The organism is Micromonospora matsumotoense (genome assembly GCF_050951065.1).
Lineage (GTDB): Bacteria > Actinomycetota > Actinomycetes > Mycobacteriales > Micromonosporaceae > Micromonospora > Micromonospora matsumotoensis.
In genome coordinates this window covers 600,723-624,725 of sequence record NZ_CP192025.1, presented here as the reverse complement: position 1 = coordinate 624,725, position 24,003 = coordinate 600,723, and the positions used below count along the sequence as shown (strand labels likewise).

Annotated in this window: 22 protein-coding genes; 5 read left to right on the top strand and 17 right to left on the bottom strand. The window is 73.0% G+C overall.

Annotated elements, in window-relative coordinates:
- Nucleotides 1-82 precede the first annotated feature (82 nt).
- From ACQP1S_RS03020 to ACQP1S_RS02995, 6 genes are all read right to left on the bottom strand, one after another.
- Nucleotides 83-1,387, bottom strand: coding sequence for an ABC transporter ATP-binding protein (locus tag ACQP1S_RS03020; RefSeq protein WP_091244813.1), 1,305 nt, complete (start codon nucleotides 1,385-1,387; stop codon nucleotides 83-85).
- A gap of 134 nt (nucleotides 1,388-1,521) precedes the next feature.
- Complete coding sequence (locus ACQP1S_RS03015) at nucleotides 1,522-3,696, bottom strand: bifunctional glycosyltransferase/CDP-glycerol:glycerophosphate glycerophosphotransferase (protein ID WP_432902712.1); 2,175 nt, start codon at nucleotides 3,694-3,696, stop codon at nucleotides 1,522-1,524.
- Between the two features lie 16 nt (nucleotides 3,697-3,712).
- Nucleotides 3,713-5,713, bottom strand: coding sequence for a DUF5941 domain-containing protein (locus ACQP1S_RS03010; RefSeq protein ID WP_432902710.1), 2,001 nt, complete (start codon nucleotides 5,711-5,713; stop codon nucleotides 3,713-3,715).
- Nucleotides 5,710-6,450, bottom strand: a complete 741-nt coding sequence (locus ACQP1S_RS03005; RefSeq protein ID WP_432902707.1) for an ABC transporter ATP-binding protein — start codon at nucleotides 6,448-6,450, stop codon at nucleotides 5,710-5,712. Before ACQP1S_RS03005 ends, ACQP1S_RS03010 begins: the two co-directional genes overlap by 4 nt.
- Nucleotides 6,451-7,278, bottom strand: a complete 828-nt coding sequence (locus ACQP1S_RS03000) for an ABC transporter permease (protein WP_432902704.1) — start codon at nucleotides 7,276-7,278, stop codon at nucleotides 6,451-6,453. It abuts the gene before it with no gap.
- A 59-nt stretch (nucleotides 7,279-7,337) separates the two neighbouring features.
- On the bottom strand, nucleotides 7,338-8,708 hold the full coding sequence (locus tag ACQP1S_RS02995; RefSeq protein ID WP_432902701.1) for an L-serine ammonia-lyase: 1,371 nt from the start codon (nucleotides 8,706-8,708) through the stop codon (nucleotides 7,338-7,340).
- A gap of 313 nt (nucleotides 8,709-9,021) precedes the next feature.
- On the opposite strand from ACQP1S_RS02995, the gene ACQP1S_RS02990 reads away from it, so the two are divergent.
- The gene (locus ACQP1S_RS02990) at nucleotides 9,022-9,228 is read left to right on the top strand and encodes a PspC domain-containing protein (RefSeq protein WP_091244791.1); all 207 of its coding nucleotides are present in this window, start codon (nucleotides 9,022-9,024) and stop codon (nucleotides 9,226-9,228) included.
- Nucleotides 9,229-9,446: 218 nt separating this feature from the next.
- On the opposite strand, the gene ACQP1S_RS02985 is transcribed toward ACQP1S_RS02990, so the two are convergent.
- The 7 genes from ACQP1S_RS02985 to pdxH all read right to left on the bottom strand — a co-directional run bounded on the left by ACQP1S_RS02985 (nucleotide 9,447) and on the right by pdxH (nucleotide 15,520).
- Nucleotides 9,447-10,214 (bottom strand): DUF4230 domain-containing protein, encoded by a 768-nt coding sequence (locus ACQP1S_RS02985; protein ID WP_432902698.1) that lies wholly within the window; start codon nucleotides 10,212-10,214, stop codon nucleotides 9,447-9,449.
- A 100-nt stretch (nucleotides 10,215-10,314) separates the two neighbouring features.
- Complete coding sequence (locus ACQP1S_RS02980) at nucleotides 10,315-11,478, bottom strand: acyl-CoA dehydrogenase family protein (RefSeq protein WP_432902695.1); 1,164 nt, start codon at nucleotides 11,476-11,478, stop codon at nucleotides 10,315-10,317.
- 32 nt (nucleotides 11,479-11,510) lie between these two features.
- Nucleotides 11,511-11,816 carry a type II toxin-antitoxin system VapB family antitoxin gene (locus ACQP1S_RS02975; protein ID WP_091244782.1) on the bottom strand — a complete coding sequence of 102 codons (306 nt, stop codon included), beginning with the start codon at nucleotides 11,814-11,816 and terminating at the stop codon, nucleotides 11,511-11,513.
- A gap of 179 nt (nucleotides 11,817-11,995) precedes the next feature.
- Nucleotides 11,996-12,598 carry a nitroreductase family protein gene (locus ACQP1S_RS02970; RefSeq protein ID WP_432902692.1) on the bottom strand — a complete coding sequence of 201 codons (603 nt, stop codon included), beginning with the start codon at nucleotides 12,596-12,598 and terminating at the stop codon, nucleotides 11,996-11,998.
- Nucleotides 12,599-12,600: 2 nt separating this feature from the next.
- Complete coding sequence (locus ACQP1S_RS02965; RefSeq protein WP_432902689.1) at nucleotides 12,601-13,530, bottom strand: aldose 1-epimerase family protein; 930 nt, start codon at nucleotides 13,528-13,530, stop codon at nucleotides 12,601-12,603.
- Nucleotides 13,531-13,598: 68 nt separating this feature from the next.
- On the bottom strand, nucleotides 13,599-14,894 hold the full coding sequence (locus ACQP1S_RS02960) for an MFS transporter (RefSeq protein WP_432902687.1): 1,296 nt from the start codon (nucleotides 14,892-14,894) through the stop codon (nucleotides 13,599-13,601).
- On the bottom strand, nucleotides 14,891-15,520 hold the full coding sequence (pdxH, locus tag ACQP1S_RS02955) for a pyridoxamine 5'-phosphate oxidase (protein WP_432907740.1): 630 nt from the start codon (nucleotides 15,518-15,520) through the stop codon (nucleotides 14,891-14,893). Before pdxH ends, ACQP1S_RS02960 begins: the two co-directional genes overlap by 4 nt.
- Before the next feature lie 269 nt (nucleotides 15,521-15,789).
- Between pdxH and ACQP1S_RS02950 the strand changes: the two genes are divergently transcribed.
- The 4 genes from ACQP1S_RS02950 (at nucleotide 15,790) to ACQP1S_RS02935 (ending at nucleotide 20,720) form a co-directional block, all read left to right on the top strand.
- Nucleotides 15,790-16,896, top strand: a complete 1,107-nt coding sequence (locus ACQP1S_RS02950) for a citrate synthase 2 (RefSeq protein WP_091244766.1) — start codon at nucleotides 15,790-15,792, stop codon at nucleotides 16,894-16,896.
- A 379-nt stretch (nucleotides 16,897-17,275) separates the two neighbouring features.
- On the top strand, nucleotides 17,276-18,403 hold the full coding sequence (gene serC, locus ACQP1S_RS02945) for a phosphoserine transaminase (RefSeq protein WP_432902683.1): 1,128 nt from the start codon (nucleotides 17,276-17,278) through the stop codon (nucleotides 18,401-18,403).
- Nucleotides 18,404-18,592: 189 nt separating this feature from the next.
- The gene (sepH, locus tag ACQP1S_RS02940; protein WP_091244757.1) at nucleotides 18,593-19,672 is read left to right on the top strand and encodes a septation protein SepH; all 1,080 of its coding nucleotides are present in this window, start codon (nucleotides 18,593-18,595) and stop codon (nucleotides 19,670-19,672) included.
- A gap of 61 nt (nucleotides 19,673-19,733) precedes the next feature.
- Nucleotides 19,734-20,720 carry an aldo/keto reductase gene (locus ACQP1S_RS02935; RefSeq protein ID WP_432902681.1) on the top strand — a complete coding sequence of 329 codons (987 nt, stop codon included), beginning with the start codon at nucleotides 19,734-19,736 and terminating at the stop codon, nucleotides 20,718-20,720.
- A 186-nt stretch (nucleotides 20,721-20,906) separates the two neighbouring features.
- Here ACQP1S_RS02935 and thpR read toward each other — a convergent pair whose 3' ends face one another.
- From thpR to ACQP1S_RS02915, 4 genes are all read right to left on the bottom strand, one after another.
- The gene (gene thpR / locus ACQP1S_RS02930; RefSeq protein WP_432902678.1) at nucleotides 20,907-21,479 is read right to left on the bottom strand and encodes an RNA 2',3'-cyclic phosphodiesterase; all 573 of its coding nucleotides are present in this window, start codon (nucleotides 21,477-21,479) and stop codon (nucleotides 20,907-20,909) included.
- Nucleotides 21,476-21,991, bottom strand: coding sequence for a hypothetical protein (locus ACQP1S_RS02925; RefSeq protein WP_432902674.1), 516 nt, complete (start codon nucleotides 21,989-21,991; stop codon nucleotides 21,476-21,478). The genes thpR and ACQP1S_RS02925 overlap by 4 nt, the downstream gene beginning before the upstream one ends.
- 157 nt (nucleotides 21,992-22,148) lie before the next feature.
- A complete protein-coding gene (locus tag ACQP1S_RS02920) occupies nucleotides 22,149-23,453 on the bottom strand; it encodes an MFS transporter (RefSeq protein WP_091244738.1) in 1,305 nt (434 codons plus the stop codon).
- Nucleotides 23,454-23,519: 66 nt separating this feature from the next.
- Nucleotides 23,520-23,969 carry a MarR family winged helix-turn-helix transcriptional regulator gene (locus tag ACQP1S_RS02915; protein ID WP_432902670.1) on the bottom strand — a complete coding sequence of 150 codons (450 nt, stop codon included), beginning with the start codon at nucleotides 23,967-23,969 and terminating at the stop codon, nucleotides 23,520-23,522.
- Nucleotides 23,970-24,003: the final 34 nt, after the last annotated feature.

The following is a 24,003-nucleotide window of genomic DNA, read 5'->3' as shown; positions in this document are numbered from 1 at the left end:
GACGGGTAGCTGCCAACCCGTTGACGGTGCGAACGAGACCCGTCCGCAGGGCGGGCGGGCCCACTCCTGATCATCGGTCGGGTCAGCGCCAGCCGACGTCGATGCGGTCGCCGCGTTCGTCGAAGAAGTGCAGGGCGTCCATCCGGACCGCGACCGCCATCGGGTGTCCCGCCGAGATCGCCGGGTACGGGGCCAGCCGGACCGCCAGCTCGGCCGGGCGGCGGTGGTGCCGGCCGGGGTCGTTCAGCACGCTGGTCCGGTTGCCGCCGGGCGGCTGGGGGGCCTCCTCCGGGTCGCCGGCCCGCCCGGTGAGCCGGGACATGACCTGGCCGAACCGGCGCAGCCCACGCTGACCCGGGACCGCGTCCTCGGCGGGGGCGCTCATCTCGTCGACCATGATGGCGGTGGCGCCGATGTCGAGGAAGGCCAGCGACTCGTGCCCGTGGTGCTCCAGGTAGCGGACCCGGCCCTGGAGCACGTCGCCGGGGGTGTCCGGGGCGACCGGGGTGAGCGCCTCGGCCCGCATCCCGACCACGATCCGCTCGCCGTGGTAGTGCGCCACCGCCCGGCTGCGGATGTCGTCCCAGGGCAGGTAGAGCGCCTGGTCACCGAGGGTGAGCGTGACATACCGGTCGAGGTGGACGTAGACCGACGCCTCCAGCAGGTTCATCCGGGGGCTGCCGAGGAAGGCGGCGACGTAGAGGGTCGCCGGCCGGCCGTACACCTGGGTGGGGGTCCCGACGTCCTGGAGCACGCCCTTGCGCATGATGGCCACCCGGTCGGCCATGGTCAGCGCCTCGGCCTGGTCGTGGGTGACGTAGATGGTGGTGACGCCCAGCTCGCGGGTGAGCGCGGAGATCTCGGCGCGCAGCTCGGCGCGCAGGCCGCTGTCCAGGTTGGACAGCGGCTCGTCCATCAGGAAGAGCCCCGGCCGGCGGACGATCGCCCGGCCCATCGCGACCCGCTGCCGCTGGCCGCCGGAGAGCTGGCTCGGCTTGCGGGCGAGCACGTCGCCGATGCCGAGCGCGCTCGCCACGTCCTGCACCCGCTCACCCCGGGGGACCGGCTCGACCCCGGAGAGCTTGAGCGGGAAGCCGATGTTGTCGCCGACGGACATGTGCGGATAGAGCGCGAAGTCCTGGAAGACCATGGCGATCTTCCGGTCGCGCGGTGGCAGGTCGTTGGCGACCTCACCGTCGAGCATCACCGCGCCGGTGGTCGGCTCCGCCAGGCCCGCGATCATCCGCAACACGGTTGACTTCCCGCAACCGGACGGGCCGAGCAGCACCATGAACTCCCCGTCGACCACGTCCAGGCTGACGTTGTCGACGGCGACTGTGCCGTCCGGGAAAACCTTTGTGACGTCCTTCAGCGCGACGGTGGTCACCGTCTCCTCCCCCAGCTTGACCGAACCCCGGGTTGACTGTGACGAGGATCATCGGGTTAGCACATCGGGTAAACGTGCCATGTTCGACTGATGACAGCCCTATTACGGCCCAGTACGGCGATCCGCCCGGAACATCACCCTGGTTCGCCGAGGAAGACCCGGCGGACCAGCCGTTCCGCCGCGTGCCCGTCGTCCCAGCGGCAGAACCGCTCCCGGAACGCCTGCCGCGCCCGCTCGGCCGGCTCCCCGGTCTCCGCGCCGCCACGGAAGACCTCCCGCAACTCCTCGAAGGTCAGCGCGACCGCGCCCGGCGGCTCGGCGGTGACGTCGAAGTAGACCCCCCGGGCCAGCCGGTAGGCGTCCCGGTCCGGCGCGTAGATCACGATCGGCCGGTCCAGCACCGCGTAGTCGAACATCGCCGACGAGTAGTCGGTGACCAGCACGTCGGCGGCCAGATAGAGGTCCTCGACGCTGGCGACGGCGCTGACGTCGACCACCCGCCCCTCGGCCCGTCGCCGGGCCCGGCCGTCCCGGTCGTGGAAGTAGTGGCTGCGCACCAGCAGCCGGCCGGCCGGCCCGAGCACGTCCAGCAGCCGGTACGGGTCGAACGGCGGCCGGTAGCCGGGCAGGTGCTCCCGGTGGGTCGGCGCATAGAGCACCACCCGCTCGGCCGGGGTGATGCCGAGCCCGGCCCGTACCGCGCGTACCTCCTCGGCGGTGGCGGTGACCAGCCGGTCGTTGCGCGGGTAGCCCACCTCCAACCGGACGTAGTCCGCCGGATAGGCGCGGTCCCACATCTGGGTGGAGAAGGCGTTCGAGGTGACGCTGTAGTCCCACCGCTCCACCCGGCGCAGCAGCCCGGCGAAGTCCATCCCGACCGCGCCGAGCGGATACCGCTGCTGGTCCAGCCCCATCACCTTGACCGGGGTGCCGTGGTGGGTCTGCACGTGCACCTGACCGGGGCGCTTGCGGACGAAATCCGGGAAGTTGACGTTGTTGACCAGCCAACGGGCCCGCGCCAGCACCCGTTGACAGTCCCGGGTGCCGGCGACGACGTACTCGATGCCGGGTGGGAGGGTGTCGACCCGGTCCCGACGGACGATCCACACCCCGCGCACCTGCGGGGCGAGCCGGCGGGCGGCGGCGTGGACCGCCGCCGGGTTGCAGGCGTAACCGCGGTACCAGTAGGCGGCGTAGACGGCCAACGTCGGATCGATCGGCCGGCGCAGTTCGGCCCGGTAGTACTCGTGCAGCAGCGCGTCCCGGGCCCCCCGGGCGGTCCGTCGGGCCACCGGTCGGGCCCGCCGGCCGGCGCTGCGGGCGGTCTCCCGCGCCTGGTTGGCGGTGCGCAGCGCGCTGAAGGTGTGCCACCGGCCGGCGGCGACCAGCCGGTGCTTGAGCCCGTCCCACCCGTCCGGCACCGGATAGCCCCCGGCGGGTCGGAAGTGCCGGTGGTCGGCGGTGATCCGCTGAAAGAACGCCGGCCGCAGCGCGGGGGCGATCCGGTCGCCGTTGCCGAGCACGGTCAGGTAGTGCCAGATCATCCGCTCGAAGACCGCCGGGCGCAGGCCGACCAGGTCGGGCCGCTCGTCGAGGAACCGGAACACCCGGTGCCACTGGTCGAAGACCTCGAAGTGCCGGTCGTCGAGGGTCCGGGTGATCGCGCCGGCCCGACGCTGCCGGTAGTTGACGCAGACCCGGTCGAGGACCCCGATCCGCCCGGCGGCCAGCAGCACCGGGTAGCTGAACGCGACGTCCTCGTACCAGCCGGGGGCGAAGCGCAGCCCGAGGCCGGTCAGGAACTCCCGGCGGATCAGCCGGTTCCAGGCGGTGTGCAGCAGGCGCAGTGCCTCCGGCCGCTCCGCCAGCCGGAACGTCGCCGCGCCGGGCGGCTCGGGGAAGACCTCCGGCAGGGCGCTGCGGGTGGCGCGTTCGTCCCAGTGCACCCGGACGTGGTCCACCAGCAGCACGTCCGGGCGGGTGGCGGTGAGCCGGTCGGCGACCTCGGGCAGGCAGTCGGGGGCGAGCCAGTCGTCGCCGTCGAGGAACCAGACGTACTCGCCGGTGGCCCGGTCCAGCCCGGCGTTGCGGGCCGGACCGAGGCCGGCGTTGGTCGGCAGCAGAAGCGCCCGTACCCGGGGGTCGCGGGCGGCGTACTCGGTGAGGATGTCGCCGCAGGCGTCCGGGGAGCCGTCGTCGACCCCGATCACCTCGATGTCCCGCACCGGCTGGTCGAGCAGCGAGTCCAGGCACTCGCGCAGGTAACCCTGCACCCGGAAGGCCGGTACGACGAAGCTGATCAGCGTCATCCGGCCGCCCCTGTCGTCAGCCCGGCGAACCACCCCGCGCCGGTACGGCCGCCGCCCGGGTGGCCCGGGCCGGCAGGACGACCCAGGCCAGGACGACACTCGCCACGAAAACCACAAGAAGGTACGCACCGAGTGTAGCCATCACAGGGCTGGCAAATCCGGCGATCGCTGCCACTGCCAACAGCACCGAGCGTCCCTCCCAGCCCAGCGTCCACGGGTGCAGCGGCGGGGCCGCCTGCCGCTTCTCCAACCGGGCGGTCAGGTCGTAGTGGTGCACGGTCAGCACGAAGACGTACCCGAAGACCAGCCAGGCCGGCACCCCGCCGACCACCCCGACCACGGCGGCGAAGAGATACTCGCCGGCCCGTAGCGCCGCCGGCACCAGCCAGTCCAACGGGCCGTTGTGCGCCGCGCCCGCGCCCAGCCCGGCCACCAGCAGCACCAGCAGCGCCACCGGCAGCCACCAGCGCAGGCCACCCGGGTCACCGTCACCGGCCAACCGGAACAGCCCCACCACCAGCAGCACCGCCGGCCCGAGCGCCCCGAGCACCGCCAGGGTCAGCGGGCCCATCGGGCGGACCACCGGCAGCCGGGCCGCCAGCGGACCGTCGTCACGGTGCAGCGTCGCATCGACCGTGTCCAGCACCGGCACCCACATCCAGCGGGCCCGCAGGGTCCGCAACGCGCCCGTGTAGCCGAACGCCAGCACCCCCCACACCAGCACCGAGACCAGGCTGACCAGCGGCCCGAACAGCGCGGCGGTGACCGCGATCAGCGCCCACCGCTCGCCGATCGGGAAGACCACCGTCCGCTTCAACCAGTACGACACCGAGCCGGTGTCCGCCTGCACCCGGGTCGAGGCGGCGTTCAGCTTCCCGCCGATCCCCCCGGCGGCCGGGGTGGCCGGGCGGGGTCGCCTTGCCGCCTCGTCGTGCAGCACCCCGTACCAGGCGTCGGTCATGTGCCGGACGGTCTGCAACGTCATCGCGGCGATGGCCAGCGCCCAGCCGTAGCGGAACCCGGCGTGCGTCGCGCCGTAACCCAGCCCCGCATAGACCAGGTACTCCTTCGCCCGGTCGGCCATCGTGTCCAGCCAGCCGCCCCAGGCGCTGAAGTGCCGGGTGTAGCGGGCCAACTGCCCGTCCACGCAGTCCAGCACGAAACCCAGATAGAGCAGCACCCCGCCGGCCACCAGGGCGACTCGGCCACCGGCCCCGAAGAGCACCGCCGCGACCACCGCGAACAGCACCGAGATCATGGTGACCCCGGTCGGCGTCAGACCCAGCCGGGCACACACCTTCGTCACGTACGGCGACCAGGTGCTGACGAAGTAGGTGGTGAAGAAGTCGTCCCGCTCCTTCACCGACAGCCGCAGCTCCGCCCGGTCCTCGTCCACCCCGGCCAGCGCCGCCTCGGCGGCGGCCAGTCCGGCCGGATCGGCGACCCGGTGCGCCACGAGCAGGCGTACCCGGTGGGCGAAGGTCAGGGTGCCGAGGTCGGTGAGCGCCGCGAACAGCCGGTCCACGGTGGCCGGGCTGCCGCCCACCCCCGCCACGTCCCGGGCGGCCGACGTCCCCCCTGGGCCGCCGGCGGCGCGGGCCGCGGCGGCCAGGGCCGGCAGGTCGTCCCGGCCGACCCGCAGCGCGCCACCGAAGACGCCGGTGGCGTCGGGCAGCTCCGGGCCGGCGTCGACCACCTGCCCGCGCTCCTCGCGCACCACCGTCTGGCCGGCGGCCGGCGGGTCGGTGAGCACCAGGGCCACCGTCGGGCCGACCGGGCTGGTCACCAGATGCTTCAGTACGGCCGTGTGCGCGACCAGATCGGCCCCGGTGACCAGCACCGGGCCGGTGGCGGTGTCGACCAGGGCGGCCAGCTCGGCCAGGCCGGCGACGGTGTGCACCCGGTCCGCCCCGGCCCGGCGCAACTGGTCGGCGAGCCGGTCGATGCGGGGTTCGCCCGGGCCGGTGGGCAGGCCCGCAGCCGGCGCACCGACCGCGAGCACGATCGCCAGGGTCACCTCGGCACCGCGGCGTGGTACGCGTCGAGCGCCTCCGCGACCGTCCCGTCCACGGTCAGCCGCCCACCGTCGAGGTAGAGCCCCCGACGGCAGAACCGGGTCAGGTCCTTCTCGTTGTGTGACACCAGCACCAAGGTGCGCCCCTCCGCGAGCAGTCGGTCGATCGTCGAATAACACTTCTGGCGGAACTCCGCGTCGCCCACCGCGGTCACCTCGTCCATCAGCAGGATCGGGTGCGGCAGGTGCGAGATGATCGCGAACCCCAGCCGGACCTTCATCCCGGACGAGTAGTGCCGGACCGCGGTGTCGATGGCCCGTTCCACCTGCTCACCGGCGAACGCGACGATGTCGTCGAAGTGCCGCCGCAGGTAGCCCGGGGACAGCCCGTGCAGCCCGCCGACCAGGTAGAGGTTCTCCCGCCCGGTCAGGTCGTTGGAGAAGCCGGCGGAGAGTTCCAGCAGTGGCGCGACGTCACCGTGGACCCGGATCCGTCCCTCGTCGGGGATGAGCACCCCGGCGATCAGCCGCAGCAGGGTGCTCTTGCCGGTGCCGTTGCGCCCGATCACGCCGAGCGTGTCGCCCGGCGCGACGGTGAACGAGACGTCCCGCAGCGGCCAGAACTGGCCGGTGGTGGCCCGGCCGCCCCGATGGATGAACAGCTCGCGCAGGCGCAACTGCCGACGCCGGTTGCGGACGAAGCGGATGCCGAGACCCTGCGCCTCGATGATCGGCGGCACCTACAGTTCCTTCAGCACGGCCGGTTCGAGCCGGCGGAACGCCCACCAGCCGGCCACCAGCACCAGCAGGCTGCCGGCGACCGTGGTGGTCAGCAGCCGGGCGTCCGGGAACTCGTCCGGATACCAGATGGCGTGCTGGAGCTGGAAGATGCCGACCAGCGGGTTCAGCTCGTACGCCACCTTGACCCAGCCCGGCATGCCGGACTCCCGGACCAGGCTCAACGGGTAGATGATCGGGGTGGCATAGAACAGCACCCGGATGACCAGCCGCATGAACCGCTCCACGTCGCGCATCAGCACGTTGACCGCCGAGAGCAGCAGGGCCAGCCCGATCAGCAGGGTGCCCTGCACGGCGACGGCCAGCGGCAGGCTCAGCAGCGACCAGCCCAGCTCGATCCGGCCGCGTGCGGCGTAGCCGGCGGCGACGGCCAGCAGGATCGGCAGGCCGGCGACGTACTCGGCGAACCGGCCGGTGACCCGGCCGATCGGGAAGACCTGCCGGGGCAGGTTCATCGTGGTGATCAGGCGGGACTGCCCGGTCAGCGCGTTGGTCGCCTCGCTCAGCGCCGAACTGGTCCACATCCAGGCGAAGATGCCGGTGACCAGGAAGAGCGGGTAGGAGCCGGCGGCCTCGCCGAGGTGCCGGTTGGTCGGCCCGGAATAGAGCACCCCGAAGACGAAGAAGTAGATCGCGCCCATCCCCAGCGGCTCGATCAGCGACCAGAAGTAACCGAGCACGGACTGCTGGTACTTCACCGCGAGATCGCGCCTGACCAGGATGCGCAGCGAGTTGCGGTGCGACCACAACGCCGTGACGCCTGCGGTCACCGTCGCCTCCCGCCTGACAACAACGGACGACAGGTTAGCAGTCGGTGAACGAACGCCCCTCAGCACTCGATCACGTTGACGGCCAGGCCGCCGCGTGCCGTCTCCTTGTACTTGACCTTCATGTCCGCCCCGGTCTCGCGCATGGTCTTGATGACCTTGTCGAGCGAGACGTGGTGCACCCCGTCGCCGCGCAACGCCAACCGGGCCGCCGTGATCGCCTTGATGCTAGCCACCGCGTTGCGCTCGATGCAGGGGATCTGCACCAGCCCCCCGACCGGGTCGCAGGTCAACCCGAGGTTGTGCTCCATGCCGATCTCGGCGGCGTTCTCCACCTGCTCGGGGGTGCCGCCGAGCGCCTCGGCCAGGCCGGCGGCGGCCATCGAGCAGGCCGAGCCGACCTCCCCCTGGCAGCCCACCTCGGCGCCGGAGATCGAGGCGTTCTCCTTGAACAGCACCCCGATCGCCCCGGCGGCCAGCAGGAACCGGACCACCCCCTCGTCGGAGGCGCCCGGCACGAACCGGGTGTAGTAGTGCAGCACCGCCGGGATGATCCCGGCCGCGCCGTTCGTCGGGGCGGTGACCACCCGGCCACCGGCGGCGTTCTCCTCGTTGACCGCGAGCGCGAACAGGGTCACCCAGTCCATCGCGCGCAGCGGGTCGGTCGAGCCGGCGTCGGCCTCCAGGCTGCGACGCAGCTCGGCGGCGCGGCGACGGACCCGCAACCCGCCCGGCAGCACGCCGTCGCGCCCGCCGCCGTGGGCCACGCACTCCCGCATCACCCGCCAGATGTCCAGCAACCCGGCCCGGACGTCCGCCTCGCTGCGCCAGGACAGCTCGTTGGCGAGCATCACCGCGCTGATCGACAGGCCGGTGCCGGTGGTGACGCCGAGCAGTTCGGCACCGGTCGAGAAGGGGTGCCGCACGGCGGTGGTGTCCGGCGTGATCCGGTCCGCCCCGGCCGCCGCCTCGTCGACCACGAACCCACCACCGACCGAGTAGTACGTCCGGGTGCGCACCGCCGATCCCGCCGCGTCCCAGGCCGAGAAGACCATCCCGTTCGGGTGGTACGGCAGCGACCGGCGGCGGTGCAGCACCAGGTCCAGGTCCGGCTCGAAGTCGATCTCCTGGGTGCCGAGCAGGGCGAGCCGACGCCGGTCGCGGATCTCGGCGACCCGGGGGCCGACGCTGTCGGTGTCCACCGTCTCCGGGCTCTCGCCGGCCAGCCCGAGCAGCACCGCCCGGTCGCTGCCGTGGCCGTGGCCGGTGGCGCCCAGCGACCCGAACAACTCGGCCCGGACCCGGGTGACGGTGTGCAGCAGCCCGTCGGCCTTCAGCCCGGTGACGAAGGTGCGCGCGGCCCGCATCGGGCCCACCGTGTGGGAGCTGGACGGGCCGATGCCGACACTGAAGAGGTCGAAGACACTGATCATCGCTGCGCTTCCTCGCCGTCGCCCGGGTGGTGCCGGGTCCGGGCCGGGTCCGTGGCCGCCCGGGGTCCCCGGTGACCTGCTGATCCCGCCCGGGGTGGGGGCGGTGTCGACCGGCGAGCCTACCCGCCCAGCTCACCCCCGTCGCGTCCTCCCGCGTCGGACCCTCCCGCCGGGAGGCGTCGGCCGGGGCCGACTCGGGTAACCACCTACGGGTACGGGGTCACCGGATCACCCTCGGGACTGAGGGCACGGTGGCCGCCCCTTCCTACCGTGGAATGCAGCGCGGCGGATCGCCGCAGAGTGGAGTTAGACGATGAGTCGCAAACTGGTCCGACCCCGCGAGGGGCGCATGCTCGCCGGTGTCTGTGCCGGCCTGGCCCGCCGGTTCAACACCTCGGCCACCCTGGTCCGGCTGCTGTTCCTGCTGTCCCTGCTGCTGCCCGGCACCCAGGTGATCGTCTACCTGGTGATGTGGATCCTGATGCCCAACGAGGACCGGTACGCCACCACCAGCCACTGACCACGCCGGCCGTCACCCAGCGACACCACGCCCGGCGGCACCACGCCCGGCGGGACTGCGCCCGGTGATCAAGAGGTTTGCGTCAACTTGAAGATCAAGACTGACGCAAACCTCTTGATCACCAAGACCGCTGTCGCACCCCCTACAGCGCCACCACCTCGCGGCCCCGGTGGCGGCTGGTGGTCCACCCGGAAGCCGAGCGGTGGTGGCGCTCCGGGTCAGGGGGCCGTGTAGGTGATGGTGACCTTCTCGTAGCCGAGCGAGCGGAGCAGGCCCTCCAGCATCTTGCGGGTGTTCTCCTCGGCGCGCTGGGCCAGCCCGCTGTCCCGGGCCGCCGCGGTGATCCGCTCCTCGGCCATCCGGTAGACCTGCTGCTGCCGGTTGGGGTCGCCCTTGACCAGGTCACCGATCCGGTTGAACAGGCCGCGCTCCTCGGCGAAGACGTAGCTCTTGTCCAGGTCGAGGTTGGTCTGACCGAACTGCGGCGCGGGCAGCTTGACCTCGACGGACTTGCCGTCCGCGGACGGCACCACCGCCCCCTCGGCGATCTTGCCGAAGTCGACGTACGCCTCGACGCTGCCCGCCCCGACAAAGAGGGTCCGCTGGTTGAGCAGGAACTCCGGCACGTTCTTGCGGTCGTTCTGGAGGTCGACCACGACCTGGAAGTTGCCCTCCGCCGCGACGTAGCGGCTGAGGTCCTGGATCGACTTGAGCAGCGGCGGCTGACTGCGGTCGGTCTGCTCCTTGGCGAACGGGTTGCGGAAGTCCGGGAAGATCCCGGTTACCTGCGTGCCGAGCAGCACCACCACCACGAGCGCCGCCGCGCCGAGCACCCAGAGCAGGCCCCGGGCCGGGCCGCCGCCGGTGCGGGGCGGGTCGGCCGGTGGGGTGTCGGGGTCGGCCGGGTCGCCCGACCGGGTGCGCAGTGTGTCGGCGGTCGGGTAGCCGGGGAACTCACTCTGGGGGGTCTCACCGTCGCGGGCCATCGCCCTCACCGTCCTCGTCAGACACGTGCTTCTGTCGATGACGGTACGGCTACCGTGCGACGCGCGCGCGGCGAGCGCCCCGAACGGGTGACGGGCGGCCTCAGCCGAAGGCGGACAACCCGGTGAGCCGCTGCCCGATGACGAGCTGGTGGATCTCGGAGGTGCCCTCGTAGGTGAGCACGCTCTCCAGGTTGTTGGCGTGCCGCATCACCGGGTACTCGCCGGAGACCCCGTTCGCGCCGAGGATCGTCCGGCACTGCCGGGCGATCGCCAGCGCCTCCCGGACGTTGTTCAGCTTGCCCACGCTGACCTGCTCCGGCCGCAGCGTCCCGGCGTCGGCCAGCCGGCCCAGGTGCAGGGCGAGCAGCAGGCCCTTGTTCCACTCCACGGCCATGTCGGCGAGCTTGGCCTGGGTGAGCTGGAACCCGGCCAGCGGTCGGCCGAACTGGGTCCGGGTGGCGGCGTACGACAGGGCGGTCTCCAGGCAGTCGCGGGCCGCGCCGAGCGCGCCCCAGACGATGCCCTGCCGGGCCTCGGTCAGGCAGCTCAGCGGCGCCCGCAGCCCGACCGCCTCCGGCAGGAGGGCGTCCGCCGGCAGCCGGACCCCGTCGAGGACGATCTCGCCGGTCACCGAGGCGCGCAGCGACATCTTGCGCCGGATCTCCCGCGCGCCCACCCCGGGGGCGTCCATCGGTACGAGGAAACCCCGCACCCCCTCGTCGGTACGCGCCCAGACCACCCCGACGTCGGCGACCGGCGCATTGGTGATCCACATCTTCGCGCCGTCGAGGACCCAGTCGTCGCCGTCGCGGCGGGCCCGGGTCGTCATCGAGGCCGGGTCGGAGCCGTGGTCGGGCTCGGTCAGACCGAAGCAGCCGATCGCCTCGCCGGCCGCCATCGCGGGCAGCCAGCGCCGCTTCTGCTCCTCGCCGCCGAAGCGCCAGATGGCGTACATGGCCAGCGAACCCTGCACCGAGACCAGGGACCGGACGCCGGAGTCGCCGGCCTCCAACTCCAGACAGGCCAGCCCGTACGCGACCGCCGAGGCGCCGGCGCAGCCGTACCCGGTCAGGTGCATGCCGAGCAGGCCGAGCCGGCCGAACTCCCGGGCCAGCTCGCGCGCCGGGACCTGGCCGTCCTCGTACCAGCCGGCGACGTGCGGGCGGACCCGGTCGTCGACGAGCCGGCGGACGACGGCCCGGATCTGCCGCTCCTCCTCGCTCAGCGAGGCGTCGACGTCCAGCAGGTCCAGTGCGGTGCCCATGACCGCCACCTTAACGAGTGCTCAGGCGGGCGTCACTCGGGCTGACCGGTGAAGACCAGCACCCGGGCGTGGATCTGGTTGCGCTGCTGCAACGCCGCGCGTAGCGCCCGGTGCAGGCCGTCCTCCAGGTAGAGGCCGCCACTCCACTCCACCACGTGCGGGAACAGGTCGCCATAGAAGGTGGAGTCCTCGGCGAGGAGCTTGTCCAGCGCCAGCTCGCGCTTGGTGGTGATGAGCTGGTCCAGTCGCAGCGGACGCGGCGGGATCTCCGCCCACTGCTTGAGAGTCAGGTTATGTTCCGGGTAGGGACGCCCGTCCCGGACCGCTCTGAAAATCACGGCACGCTCCCCTCCCCGTGGTCAGGCCGACCCTCGGCGTGGTGCCGGGCCACGCCGAAGTGCCGCACCGTGCGGCACCGATGACGGTGCCAGCCTATCCGCCCCTGCCACACCGCGTTTTGCTCCCTGTTGTCGGTTTCCCTCGCCCCGCTACCCACTGCGCAGGGTACGAACCGACATCAACTCCACCGACCGCGCCGGACCACCTCGTCCACCGGACGACGCCCCCGTCGCAACGACGGTGACCGATGGTCCACCGCCCGGTAACCCACCGTGATCGCGCCGATCGGGTGGTACTCCGGCGGCACCCCGAACGCCTCCCGGTACGGCGACAACCGGTCGGGCGGGATGCCGAAGAAACACGCCCCCAACCCCTCGTCCACGGCGGTCAGCAGCATCAGCAGCGCGGCGAAGCCCGTGTCGACGTACCAGTAGGGCACCGGCCAGCGGTCCTCCGAGCGATCCGCCCAGCCCTTGTCCGGCTCCGCGTACCGCTCCAGGTAGACCGACCGGTTGGCGTGCGGCACCACGATCAGCGGGGCCCGCCGCATCCCCGCCAGCCACCGGTCCCGACCACCGCCCGAGGGGGTGGCCGCCGCCCAGAACCGCTCCCGGTCCGCCGGCTCCTCCAGCACCAGAAAGCCCCAGCCCTGGGCGAAGCCGGCCGACGGCGCCCGGACCGCGTGGTCGAGCAGCCGGTCCACCACGTCCGGCGGGACCGGACGGTCCGGGTCGTAGTTGCGCACCATCCGGCGACGCCGGACCACCTCGCCGAACTCCACGCTCAGACCCCGGGCCGGATGCCCCAGGTGCCCCGCCAGGTCTCCCCCGGGCCCAGCGTGAGCACGTCCCGGCCGGACCGGAACGCGTCCGGCGGGCAGGTCATCGGCTCCACCGCCACCGACCGGCGGTGCCGCTCGCCGGTGAGCGCGTCGCCGGTGAAGACCTGCCACCAGCCGAACTCGCGGTCCGCCCAGAGGTGCACCCCGTCCGCGTCGTCGGGGGCGGTCAGGGTGACCGACGAGCCGCCGTCGGAGTCCCGGATCACGTCACCGAAGCAGAGGTCGAGCTGCGCGTCACCGATCGGTCGGGGGCTGGTCCAGTCGTACTCGGTGCCGGCCACCGGGGTCGCCCCGATCGGCAGCAGCCGGGCGTCGACCTGCAACCGGCTGCGGGCCGGCAACCGCATCGTGAGGTCGTCCACCGCCACCCCGGCCAGCCGCAGGTAGGGGTGCACGGAGAAGCCGAACGGCGCGGCCTCGGCCCCGGTGTTGGTCACCTCGTGCGCGCCGCGCAACCCGTCCGCCCCCACACTCCACCGGGTACGCAGCCGCAACGGCCACGGGTAACCGGGGGTCGGCGGCAGGTCGTAACCGAGGGTGACCGCCTCGGCGGACTCCTCGATCAGCTGCCAGCGCACCCAGTTGACCAGGCCGTGCAGGGCCACGCCCCGGGCCGGCTCGGTCAGGTCGAGCTGCAACGAGCGGCCGCCGAAGGTGTACTTCCCGTCCCTGATCCGGTTCGGCCAGGGGGCCAGCACGTGCCCGGCGCTACCGGGGCTGATCTCGTCCTCGGCGTACCCGTCGAGGTAGTCCACCCCGTCCCGCCGGTACGTGCGTACCCCACCGCCGACCTCGACGATGACGGCCTCGTGGCCGTCGGCGGCGATGGTCCACTGTGTACCCGAGGGCGGGCGGTGCGTGCCGTTGTCCATATCGTGACCTTAGTCGGTGCCCCGGCCCGCCCGCCGGGCCCGGCGCAGCCGTCCCACATGGCGCGGGGTCAGCGGCGGTCCCCCGCCACCACGGCGCCGGCCCGGTAGCGCAGCAGGGCCGGGAAGCACGCCACCAGCAGCAGTGCCAGCCCGGCCGAGAGCAGCCCGCCACCGACCCAGGCGACGCCACCACCGAACCCGGCGGCCATCGCCCCGGCCCGCAGGTCGCCCAGCCGTGGCCCGCCGGCCACCACCACCGTGTTCACCCCCTGGAGCCGGCCGCGCATCCGGTCCGGTGCGTAGACCAGCAGCATCGACTGCCGCAGCACCGCGCTGACCAGGTCGGCCGCCCCGGCCACCGCGAGCAGCAGCACCACCAGCCAGAGCTGCCGGGCCAGCCCGGCCGCCGCGATGGCCAGCCCCCAGCCCACCACCGCCACCACCAGGGCCAGCCCCTGCCGACGCAGCCGGCCGATCCAGCCGGAGGTCAGGCCACCCAGCATCGCCCCGATCGCGATGGCGCTGTAGAGCCAGCCCACCGCCGCCCCACCGCCGAACCGCTCCTGCGCCACCTCGGGAAAGAGCGCCCGGGGCATGGCCATGATCATCGCGATCAGGTCGATGGCGAACGAGGAGAGCAGCACCGGTGTGGTGGCCAGGTAGCGGAAGCCGTCGAGGATGCCGGCCAGGCCGCCCCGACGCGCCTCGCCCTCGGCGGGCGGGGCCGGCGGCATCGCGGGCAACCGCAGCGTCGCCACCACCAGCGCGGTGAACAGCAGCGCGTCCGCGGCGTACGCGACGGGTAACCCGGTGTCGGTGCCGAAGGTGGCGAAGATCAGGCCGGCGGCCAGCGGGCCGACCACCGACGCGGCGGTGAAGGTGGTGTAGTTCAACGTGGTGCCCGCCGGGACCAGCTCCGGGGGAAGCAGCCGGGGCAGGATCGCCGAGCGGGCCGGCGAGCTGATCGCGAACGCGATCGAGTGCACGGTCACCAGCGCCAGCAGCAGCACCGGGCTGCCGATCCCGGACAGCGCGTGCCCGAGCAGGCCGAGCATCGACACCCAGAGCAGCGCCGAGCCGACCAGCAGCACCCGCCGCCGGTCCCGGGCGTCGGCGACCGCCCCGCCCCACAGTCCGAAGACCAGCAGCGGCAGGAAACCCGCCACCCCGAGCAGGCCGACCCAGAAGGAGTCCCGGGTCAGCGCGTACATCTCCACCGGCACGGCGACCGCGGTGAACTGGAACCCGAACATCGCCACCGTGTTGCCGAGCCACAGCCGGCGGTACGCGGGAACCCGCAGCGGGCGCAGGTCGATGGCCAGCCGACGGGCCCGCCCCGACCGGGCCGGTGTGACGGCGGTCACGGGGCCAGCCGCTCGACGACCCAGTCGCCCCCCTCGACCCGGCGGAACCGCAGCCGGTCGTGCAGCCGGCCGGCCCTGCCCTGCCAGAACTCCACCGCCTCCGGCCGGACCCGGAACCCACCCCAGTGCGGGGGCGCCGGGACCGGCGTGGCGGCCGGGAAGCGCTCGGCTGCCGCCCGGTACGCCTCCTCCAGCGCGGCCCGGTCCGCCACCACCTCGGACTGGGTGCTGGCCCAGGCCCCGAGCTGGGAGCCGCGCGGCCGGGTGGCGAAGTACGCCTCGGTCTCGGCCCGGTCGACCGGGCGGACCCGGCCGGTCACCACCACCTGCCGCTGCATCGCGAACCAGGGGAAGACGAGGCTGGCCCACGGGTTGACGGCCAGCTCCCCGCCCTTGCGCGACCCGTGGTTGGTGTAGAAGACGAAACCCTCCCGGTCGTACTCCTTGAGCAGCACCGTCCGACCGCTGGGCCGGCCGGCGGCGTCGGCGGTGCCGAGGACCATCGCGTTCGGCTCGGGCAGCCCGGCCGCCACCGCGTCGGCGAGCCAGCAGCCGAACTGGGTGGCCCAGTCGGCGGCCAGCTCCGCCTCGGAAAGGCCCCGGTCGGCGGCGTACTCGTTACGCATGGCCGCCAGGGCGGGTGTGTCGCCCGTCACGTCGTTCTCCTTCCGGGGCGTCCGGCGCCCTGGAGACGCTGGCCAGCCCACTGATCAGTCTCACGGAGAGCACCCCGGCGTCCAGCGGCGGGGATGTCGCGTGCAGCACAGTCGCGGTGGGTCGCGCGCTTGGTTACTCACCAGGCAAGATGGCACGAACACATCCCTGAGGGTCGCCTAAGGTACCGGGCCGGACCGAGCCCGTGGCGGGCGCACCGAGCCGGAAGCCAGGAGACGACATGGCCGACTTCAAACCGGGCCTCGAAGGCGTCGTGGCCTTTGAGACCGAGATCGCCGAACCGGACCGCGAGGGTGGGGCGCTGCGCTACCGGGGCGTGGACATCGAGGATCTGATCGGTCAGGTCTCCTTCGGCAACGTCTGGGCGCTGCTGGTCGACGGACGCTTCGGCCCCGGCCTGCCGCCCGCCGAGCCGTTCCCGGTGCCGGTGCACTCCGGCGACATCCGCGTCGACGTGCAGTCCGCGGTCGCCATGCTCGCCCCGTACTGGGGACTCAGTCAGCTGCTGGACATCTCCGACACCCAGGCCCGTGCCGACCTGGCCCGGGTCTCGGTCACCGCGCTCTCCTTCGTCGCCCAGTCCGCCCGCGGCCTGGGCCTGCCGGCGGTGCCGCAGAAGGAGATCGACAAGGCCGAGACGATCGTCGAGCGCTTCATGAAGCGCTGGCGGGGCGAGCCGGACCCCCGGCACGTCAAGGCCGTCGACGCGTACTTCATCTCGGCCGCCGAGCACGGGCTGAACGCCTCCACCTTCACTGCCCGGATCGTCGCCTCCACCGGCGCCGACGCCGCGGCCTGCATCTCCTCCGGCATCGGCGCGCTCTCCGGCCCGCTGCACGGTGGCGCGCCGTCGCGGGTGCTCACCATGCTGGAGGCCGTCGAGCGCAGCGGCGACGCCGAGGGGTACGTCAAGGGCGTCCTCGACCGGGGCGAGCGGCTGATGGGCTTCGGCCACCGCGTCTACCGGGCCGAGGACCCGCGCGCCCGGGTGCTCCGGCGCACCGCCCGGGAGTTGGGCGCACCGCGTTTCGAGGTCGCGGAGGCGCTGGAGAAGGCCGCCCTGGCGGAGCTCCAGGCCCGCCGCCCGGACCGCGTCCTCGCCACCAACGTCGAGTTCTGGTCGGCCGTGGTGCTGGACTTCGCCGAGGTCCCGGCGCACATGTTCACCTCGATGTTCACCTGTGCCCGGATGGGCGGCTGGTCCGCGCACATCCTGGAGCAGAAGAAGCTCCAGCGACTGGTCCGGCCGTCCGCCCGTTACATCGGGCCGAACACCCGCAAGCCGCAGCAGGTCGAAGGCTGGGACGCCATCCCGCACGGCGTCTGATCCCGTTCCGCACCGAGGGGCGTCGACCGGTCGGTCGACGCCCCTCATGCGTGCCACCGGGTCCGGCCCGACGGACGATTCAGCGACGCGCAACCCGGCCGGCCGCGACCACCGGCCGGCCGCCCAGCGATGGGTGGGTGATCAGGAGCGGCCCCGGCCGGCGGCCGACGGTTGATCATGTGGCGGTGTGGCCGACGCCTCAGGTCCGGGCCTGGGACCAGCCGGCATCCGGGCCGCCACGGGTGCGAGGATGAAGGCCGGCAGTGTCGCCGGACCGGGCCCGGACCCGGCCACGTCGTGCGCCCGCGCACACGTCCGCCGCGGTTCCGCGCCCGTTGAAGGGCCCGCCCTCGCCCCATGCGGAAGGATCGAGAAAACCGTGGCTGACGCACCGACCATCCGGATTCCCGACGACATCAAGCCTGCCGACGGGCGGTTCGGCTGCGGGCCGTCCAAGGTCCGTCCGGCGGCGGTGTCCGCACTCGCCGACGTGGCGACCAGCTACCTGGGCACCTCGCACCGGCAGCAGACCGTCCGCGCCGAGGTCGCCCGGCTGCGCCGGGGCATCGCCGAGTTCTTCTCCCTCCCCGAGGGCTACGAGGTGGTCATCGGCAACGGTGGCGCCACTGCCTTCTGGGAGGTCGCCACCTTCGGTCTGGTCCGCGACCGGGCCCAGTTCGCCAGCTTCGGCGAGTTCGGCGCGAAGTTCGCCAAGTCGGTCAAGGATGCGCCGTTCCTCGGTGAGCCGAGCGTCCGCAAGGCCGAGCCGGGCAGCGCCCCGGGCCTGCTGGCCGAGGCCGGGGTGGACGTCTACGCCACCCCGCACAACGAGACCTCCACCGGTGTCGCGGTGCCGATCAACCGGGTGGCCGACGCCGACCCGGGCTCGCTGCTGCTGGTGGATGCCACCTCCGGCGCGGGCGGCCTGGACGTCAACGTCGGCGAGACCGACGTCTACTACTTCGCCCCGCAGAAGTGCTTCGGCTCCGACGGCGGTCTCTGGCTGGCCCTGATGTCGCCGGCCGCGCTGGAGCGGGCCACCGAGATCAAGGGCTCCGGCCGCTACATCCCGGCCTTCCTCGACCTGGTCACCGCGATCGACAACTCGCGGCTGGAGCAGACGTACAACACCCCGGCGCTGGCGACCGTCTTCCTGGCCGCCGAGCAGACCGACTGGATGAACTCGCAGGGCGGCCTGAGCTGGGCGGCCAAGCGCACCGCCGAGAGCGCCGGGATCGTCTACGGCTGGGCCGAGCGGGCCGGGTTCGCCACCCCGTTCGTCACCGACCCGGCGCTGCGCTCCAACGTGGTCGCCACCATCGACTTCGCCGACGGGGTGGACGCCGCCGCGATCGCGAAGGTGCTGCGGGCCAACGGGATCGTCGACACCGAGCCCTACCGCAAGCTCGGTCGCAACCAGCTGCGGGTCGCGCTCTTCCCGGCGGTGGAGCCGGCCGACGTGGAGGCGCTCACCGCCGCCATCGACTACGTGGTCGAGCGGCTCTAGCCACACCCGTCACGGTGGGTGGTCGCAGCGGCTGCTGCGACCACCCACCGTGATCATTGCCGCAGCTCAGTCGCGACATGCGCACGTCGCATCCCCCACCTGTGGGCAGATGCGCGTACGGTGGTGCGAGGACGCCCGGGTGGCCGGCTCGTGGCGTGACGGCCAGCGAAGCGGGACGGAGGCTACGCCATGCGCCCAGTACGCTTCGTCGCCCTCTCCGAGGACGGCCAGGCACTGGTGCTCGCCGACGAGGTCGGGCGCCTACTCGCCCTCCCCATAGACGAACGCATCGCGACCGTGCTGCACGCGGAGCCCGGTGCGCCGCCGCTCACCGTGGTCCCCACCGGGGTCGACCCGACCCCGTCACTGTCCCCTCGGGACATCCAGGCCCGCATCCGTTCGGGCGAGTCCGCCGAGGACGTCGCCCGGATCGCCGGCGTGCCCGTCGACCGGGTGCTGCGCTACGCCGGACCGGTGCTCCAGGAGCGGGCCATGCTCGCCCAGCACGCCCGGCGCACCCGGCTCAAGGGCGCCGAGAAGGCCACCCCGCTGGCCGAGGTGGTCAACGGTCGGCTGGCCCAGCACGGCATCGACACCGAGAAGATCTCCTGGGACGCGTTCCGGCGCGACGACGGCACCTGGCGGATCATCGCCACCTGGCCGTCCGGCAAGGCCACCGCGCAGGCCGTCTGGGATCTCGACAAGCTCCGGCAGAACGTCACCCCGCACGACGACATGGCGCAGTACCTGTGCGCCGAGCGTCCGACGCCGATCCTCGGCCAGGAGCCGGCACCGGAACGCGGCGGCCACGCGCTGCCCGGCCCGTCGCGTGGTGAGCCGAGTCGGGGCGGGCACGGCCTGCCGGCCGCCAGCGAGCAGGCCCGTCCGGGCCGGGACCCGATCCGGGCCGGGCGGGACGCCCTGCTCGCGTCGCTGGACCGTCCGCTCGGCGGCACCTCGGGGCGGGGTCTCGACCCGCGCTCCCCGGCCGCGCTGGCCGGCTCCGACGCACCCCGTCAGCGGGCCGTCGGCGGTGGCGCCGCCGCGCTGCTCGGCGGTGGGCAGGGTTCCGCCTTCGACGACGACTCGGACGCGCCCAAGGAGGTCCCGGCCGTGCCGTCCCTGGCCGTGCTCCGGCCGCGCCGCACGGGTGCGGCCGCTGCTGCGGGTGGCGAGTCGACGGACGCCTCGGGCAAGCCGCGCAAGCGCCTGCCCAGCTGGGACGACGTCCTCTTCGGCACCGGCCCGGCGGCCCGCGAGTCCTCCTGATCTTCGGCGGCCACCCTGGCAGCGCGAGGCACTCCAGGTCCGCGCGTGTCAGGGTGGTCGGATGGAGTACACGAATCTGGGACGCACCGGACTGTCGGTGAGCCGGCTCTGCCTCGGCACGATGAACTTCGGGCCGCAGACCTCCGAGCCGGACAGCTTCGCCATCATGGACCGGGCGCTCGAACACGGCATCAACTTCTTCGACACCGCCAACGTGTACGGCTGGCAGACCGGTGAGGGGCTCACCGAGCAGATCATCGGTCGCTGGTTCGCCCAGGGGGCGGGCCGGCGGGACAAGGTCGTCCTGGCCACCAAGGTCTACGGCAAGATGGGCGAGTGGCCCAACGACCAGGGCCTGAGCGCCCGGCACATCGTCCGGGCCTGCGAGGACTCGCTGCGTCGGCTGCAGACCGACGTGATCGACCTCTACCAGATGCACCATGTCTCCCGGAGCACCCCGTGGGAGGAGATCTGGCAGGCGATGGAGACCCTGGTCGCCCAGGGCAAGGTGATCTACGTCGGGTCGTCCAACTTCGCCGGTTGGCACATCGCCCAGGCGCAGGCCGCCGCCGGGAAGCGCAACTTCCTCGGCCTGGTCGCCGAGCAGTCCATCTACAACCTGCTCACCCGGCACGTCGAGATGGAGGTGATCCCGGCCGCGCAGCACTACGGCCTGGGGGTCATCCCGTGGTCGCCGCTGCACGGCGGGCTGCTCTCCGGTGTGCTGCGCAAGATGGCCGAGGGCGGGGCCGCGCGGGGCACCAGTGGTCGCGCCGCCGACGGGCTCGCCGCGCACCGGCCGGCCATCGAGGCGTACGAGAAGTGCTGTGCGGAGTGGGGCCACGACCCGGCCGACGTGGCGTTGGCCTGGTTGCTCTCCCGGCCCGGGGTGACCGCCCCGATCATCGGCCCGCGCACCGTCGCCCAACTCGACAACACCCTGGGCGCGCTCACCGTGGACATCGACGAGGCGACGGAGCAGCGGCTCGACGAGTTGTTCCCGCCGGTCGGCAACGGCGGCCCCGGCCCGGAGGCCTGGGCCTGGTGACCCGAACACCCGCCTGACCGGGCAGCGACCCGCCCACCGTCCGGTCGCCCCGCCCATTCCCACCGGGCCACCTGCCCCGCCGGGTGGCCCGGTCGGCGGTGATCCACTCAATGGGGGCGACGTTGCAATGTCCGAACGCCTCGGACACCGCAACGTCGCCCCCGTGGCACCGGCTCTCGGGGCGGGTCAGAGGGGCCAGGTGGTCAGGGGGGTGTGGTGCGGGCCGGGGCGGCTGTGGACCAGCACCAGTTCGGTGGCCGGCCACTGCGGGCCGCGGTGGGCGGCGAGGGCGAGCCGGTCGGCGTCCACCTCGGACGGGTCGAGCCGGTCACCGGGGCGGGCCACTGTCAGATGTGGACGCCACGGTTTCCCGTCGTACGGCAGGCCGGCCCGATCCAGCTCGGCACGGATCAGCCCGGCCAGCGTCCGCAGCGCGGGCACCTCGCCCCGCACGTCCGCCCACAGCACGGTGGACCGACCCTGCCCGAACACACCCCCGCCGCCCAGCCACAGCCGGGGTGGGTGCGTCCAGCCGGCGCGGGCGGCCCCGGCGGCCGACCCGAGGGCGTCCGTCACCTCGGGCAGCCGGCCGGACTCGACCTCACCGAGGAAGGCCAGCGTGACGTGCAGGTGTGCCGGCTGCGCCAGGCGTACGTCGAGGCCGGCGGCGCTGGCCGCACCGACCCGCAGCCGGGACACCCGGTCGGTGAGGTCGGCGACGGCGGGCGGCGGCGGGTAGACCGCGACGAAGAGTCTCACGCCCGCCGGTCACGGGGGCGGCGATCGGCGCGGGTGGTCGGCAGCGTGAGCCCCGCCCCGGCCAGCACCCCCTCGACCCGGACCCGTTCGATCTCCCGGTCGACCCCGGTCAGCTCGGCCAGGTGCTCGGGGATGCCCAACGCCCGGCAGGCGGCGCGGAGCCGGTCGTCGTACGCCTCGATCACCGAGCTGTGCCAGACCACCGAGCGACCGCCTGCGGCGAGCCGGTGTCGGCCCAGTCGACGCAGGTCGGCGGCGAGGAGTTCGAGGGGTCGGCGGTCGGGGTGGTCCAAGGCGGAGAGGTCGATGTCCCGGCCGGGCAGGTCGGCGGCGAGGGCGCGGTCGAGCCGGGCGATGGTGCGGCGTTCCCGGCGGCGTTCCCGCCACTCCGCCCAGCCACAGGCCACCCGGTCGGCGATCTCGTCGAGGCAGAAGAGCAGGGCGAACGCCAACGGCAGGCAGGTCAGGGTGAGGATAGCCAGTATCAGCGTCAGTGCGCTCCCGCCTGCCACACCTCGACGCTAAGGCCCGGCGGGGCCGCGCGCCACCGCTTTGTTGCTATCCGCCCACCGTCCGTGCCGGCCCACCGGCAGCGGGGCCCCGGCCCACCGGCTACGGGACCCGCCTATCGGGCAGCGGGACCCCGGCCCACCGGCTGCGGTGCCCGGCTCATCTACCGCTGGGGGTGAGCAGGCGGGGGCGGGAGACCACGTAGAAGCGGGGCATCGGCAGGACCCGGAAGCGCAGTCGGGCACCCGAGCGCCGCAGTTGCCAGGTGAGCGCGAGCAGGGCGGTGGCCAGCGAGATGAGTCCACCCATCCAGATGCTCGCCCCGGCGCCCCAGGTCTCGGCGACCCAGCCGATGATCGGTGCGCCGACCGGGTTGGTGCCGAGGAAGACCAGCACCCACAGCGCCATCACCCGGCCCCGGAACGCGGCGTCGGTGCCGAGCTGCACCCGCTGGTTGGCCGCCTGGGCGAAGAAGACCATGAAGAAACCGGTCGGCAGGAGCAGGGTCACCACCAGCCAGTACGCCGGAGCGAGGCCGACCAGGGTGCCGAAGGCCGCGCAGCCGACCGCCGCGCCGAGCACCAGCCAGACCGAGGGGCGGCTGCGCCGTCCGGTGCCGGCGAGCGCCCCGACCAGCGCGCCGACCGCCAGCGCGGTGCTGAACAGGCCGAACGAGGCGGCCCCGGTGTGGAAGACCGTCTTGGCCAGCGCGGCGAGGGTGAGCTGGAAGTTGAACAGCGACATCCCGATCACCGACATGACCACCATCGGCAGCAGCAGGTCGGGACGCTGCCGGACGTAGCGCAGCCCGTCGATGATCTTTGCCGAGTCCCGTTCGCCGATCGGGAGCAGGTCCTTGCGGTACAGCTCGGCCGGGCGCATCCGGACCACGTTGGCCAGTGGCGCGATGGAGCTGACGGCGGTGAACAGGAAGACCGGGCCGACGTCGAAGGCGGCGATGGCCAGACCGGCGACGGCCGGGCCGATGATCCGGGCCGAGTTGAACACCGCCGCGTTGAGGGAGAGCGCGTTGGGCAGCAGGGTGGTGCCGACCAGTTCGCTGACGAACGCCTGCCGGACCGGGGTCTCCACCGCGTTGGCGGTGCCGAGCAGCGCGGCGAACGCGAAGACGTGCCACAGCTCGACCAGGCCGGTGAGCACCAGCAGGCTCATCCCCAGGGCCAGCACCGTCCAGAAGGTGTTGGCGACGAAGAGCAGCATCCGCTTGTCGTACCGGTCGGCGAGCCGGCCGGAGAGCAGGGTGAGCAGCAGCACCGGGGTGAACTGGAGTGCGGTGACGATGCCCAGCGCGGTGGCGGAGTTGTCCGAGAGCTCAAGGACGAGCCAGTCCTGGGCGATGAACATCATCCAGACGCCGATCAGTTTGACCAGCTGTCCGGTGGCGAAGAGTCGGTAGTTGCGGACTCGTAGGGACTGGAACATCGTGCTCAGCTTCGCCTGCACTCTTGGTGCGCCTCCTCGGGCCGGGTACGCGTCATCGACGGCGGACGGCGCGGACCCGGTGGGGCGTCAGGCGCGGGCGAGCTGCTGGAGGATCTCGGCGGCCCGCCGTAGCGTGTCGCGTTCGTCCTCCGCGAGCGCGGCCAGCCGGCTGGCCAGCCACTCGTCGCGGACCCGCTCGAACTGGTCGAGCACGGCCCGGCCTCCCTCGGTGGCCGCCAGGATGACCTGACGGCCGTCGGTCGGGTGGGGGGTGCGCTGCACCAGGCCGCGCTCCTCCAGCTTCGCGACGATCTTGGTCATCGTCGGTGGCTGGACCCGTTCGACGTCGGCCAACTCCCGGGGCGTCAGCGCGCCCGCCAGCCGGAGGCTGGTGAGCGCGGAGAGCTGGGTGACCGTCAGGTCGCCCACCGGGCGGGCCTGCCGGACCCGCCGGTTGAGTCGGGTGATCGCATCACGCAGCTGGGGTGCCAGCTGCGCCGGTGGCACGCGGTTCGCCGTCACCGTCCGCTCCGTCACAGTCGTTAGCTTAACTAATGAGCCTGGCTAACGA